The following is a 1,650-nucleotide window of genomic DNA, read 5'->3' as shown; positions in this document are numbered from 1 at the left end:
GGCCCGCGTCCGCGAGGCGGTCGAGCTCGGGCACCAGGTCCTCGCGGAGCGCGCAGCACGCGCAGTCGTTGACCAGGGGCGCGTCGCCGGTGGAGAGCACGCCGGTGGTGTCGCGGACCGTGCGGACGACGGTGCCGTGCACGGCGGTCGACAGGTCGTGGTGGAGGGCCACGCTGTCGGGGACGGTGGCGAGGAGGTCGTCGACGGCCGCCCTGCGGGCGACCGCATGGAGGCCGCCGACGATCACGACGTCCATGCGGTGCCGCGCGGACTGTCCGTCGTCGTTGTGGTGCGGCCGGTCCGAGCGCGCCATCAGCGCTTGCCGAACCGGCGCTCGAAGCGCTCGACGCGGCCCGCCGTGTCCATCACGCGGGACGTGCCCGTGTAGAAGGGGTGGCTCGCGGACGAGACCTCGACGTCGACGACGGGGTAGGTACGCCCGTCCTCCCACTCGATCGTCCGGCCGCCGGTCGCTGTCGACACCGCCGTCGAGCGGGTGAGGAAGGCGAATCCTGCGGCCTTGTCGCGGAAGACGACGGGGCCGTACGGGGGGTGGATGTCCTTGCGCATGGCGGTCAGCGCTCCTCTCGGAAGTCGACGTGGCGGCGGGCCAGCGGGTCGTACTTGCGGATGGTGAGGCGGTCGGGGTCGTTACGGCGGTTCTTGCGGGTGACGTACGTGTAGCCGGTTCCCGCCGTCGAGCGGAGCTTGATGACGGGGCGGAGTTCGTTGCGGGCCATGGGGCTAGTATATGAAAATGACTCTCGTTTTCAAGAGGGAGTTCCGACCGGGTGCTGTTCGGGTGCGCCCGGGGCCGCACGGGGGCCGCACGGGGGCGTCCGGGCCCCGTCCGGCCTTCCGAACCCACCCCTGAACAGGCCTTTTCCATCGTCATCGATCGACCGAGAGGTGCGTCACCTTGTCCGCCCACTGCCAGCTGACCGGCGCGGAACCCCGCTTCGGCAACAACATCTCCCACTCCCACCGGCGGACGTCCCGCCGCTTCGACCCCAACGTCCAGCGGAAGCGGTACTGGCTGCCGAGCGAGGGCCGGTACGTGCGGCTGCGGCTCAGCACGAAGGGGATCAAGACCGTCGACAGCATCGGGATCGAGGCGGCCGTCGCCAGGATCCGTGCGCGTGGAGTGAGGATCTGATGGCGAAGAAGAGCAAGATCGCGAAGAACGAGCGGCGGCGCGTGATCGTGGCGCGGTACGCCGCGAGGCGCGCGGAGCTGAAGGAGCTCATCCGCAGGCCCGGCACGGGGGACGCCGAACGGCAGGCCGCACAAAGGGAGTTGGCGCGCCAGCCGCGCGACGCGAGCGCGACGCGGGTGCGGAACCGGGACAGTGTCGACGGGCGCCCGCGCGGGTACGTGGGGGCGTTCGGGCTGTCGAGGGTGAAGCTGCGTGAGCAAGCGCACGCCGGACATCTCCCCGGGGTGCGCAAGTCCTCCTGGTAGCTTGGCGCGCGATTTGGCCGGGTCGTGACCGCCGGCGACGTCGTCGATGCCACGGGTGTCGCCGATGCCGCTCTGGCTAGGGGGACTTCAAGTGCGTACGTACGTCCGTAGTGTCCGTGTCGGTACCGCTGTGGCGGGGCTTGCCGTCGCGCTCGTGCTCAGCGGGTGCGGGAGCGATGGGGACGGGGG

Annotated in this window: 4 protein-coding genes and 1 pseudogene; 2 read left to right on the top strand and 3 right to left on the bottom strand. The window is 70.9% G+C overall.

Going from position 1 to position 1,650, the window contains the following annotated elements; genetic code table 11:
• From AOK03_RS30150 to rpmG, 3 genes and pseudogenes are all read right to left on the bottom strand, one after another.
• Window positions 1–256 (bottom strand): annotated as a pseudogene (locus tag AOK03_RS30150) (cobalamin biosynthesis protein CobW); the annotation flags it as partial.
• A 56-nt stretch (window positions 257–312) separates the two neighbouring features.
• Window positions 313–570 carry a type B 50S ribosomal protein L31 gene (locus AOK03_RS30145; protein ID WP_055568532.1) on the bottom strand — a complete coding sequence of 86 codons (258 nt, stop codon included), beginning with the start codon at window positions 568–570 and terminating at the stop codon, window positions 313–315.
• A gap of 5 nt (window positions 571–575) precedes the next feature.
• Window positions 576–740: a 50S ribosomal protein L33 gene (gene rpmG, locus AOK03_RS30140; protein ID WP_055568531.1), complete on the bottom strand. Its 165-nt coding sequence runs from the start codon at window positions 738–740 to the stop codon at window positions 576–578.
• A gap of 179 nt (window positions 741–919) precedes the next feature.
• Between rpmG and rpmB the strand changes: the two genes are divergently transcribed.
• Together rpmB and rpsN are read left to right on the top strand one after the other, a co-directional pair.
• A complete protein-coding gene (rpmB, locus tag AOK03_RS30135) occupies window positions 920–1,156 on the top strand; it encodes a 50S ribosomal protein L28 (protein WP_055568530.1) in 237 nt (78 codons plus the stop codon).
• Complete coding sequence (gene rpsN / locus AOK03_RS30130; protein WP_055568529.1) at window positions 1,156–1,461, top strand: 30S ribosomal protein S14; 306 nt, start codon at window positions 1,156–1,158, stop codon at window positions 1,459–1,461. The genes rpmB and rpsN overlap by 1 nt, the downstream gene beginning before the upstream one ends.
• Window positions 1,462–1,650 lie beyond the last annotated feature (189 nt).

Source organism: Streptomyces atriruber, from assembly GCF_001418325.1.
Taxonomy (GTDB): Bacteria; Actinomycetota; Actinomycetes; order Streptomycetales; family Streptomycetaceae; genus Streptomyces; species Streptomyces atriruber.
This window is presented reverse-complemented; position numbering and strand designations above follow the sequence as displayed.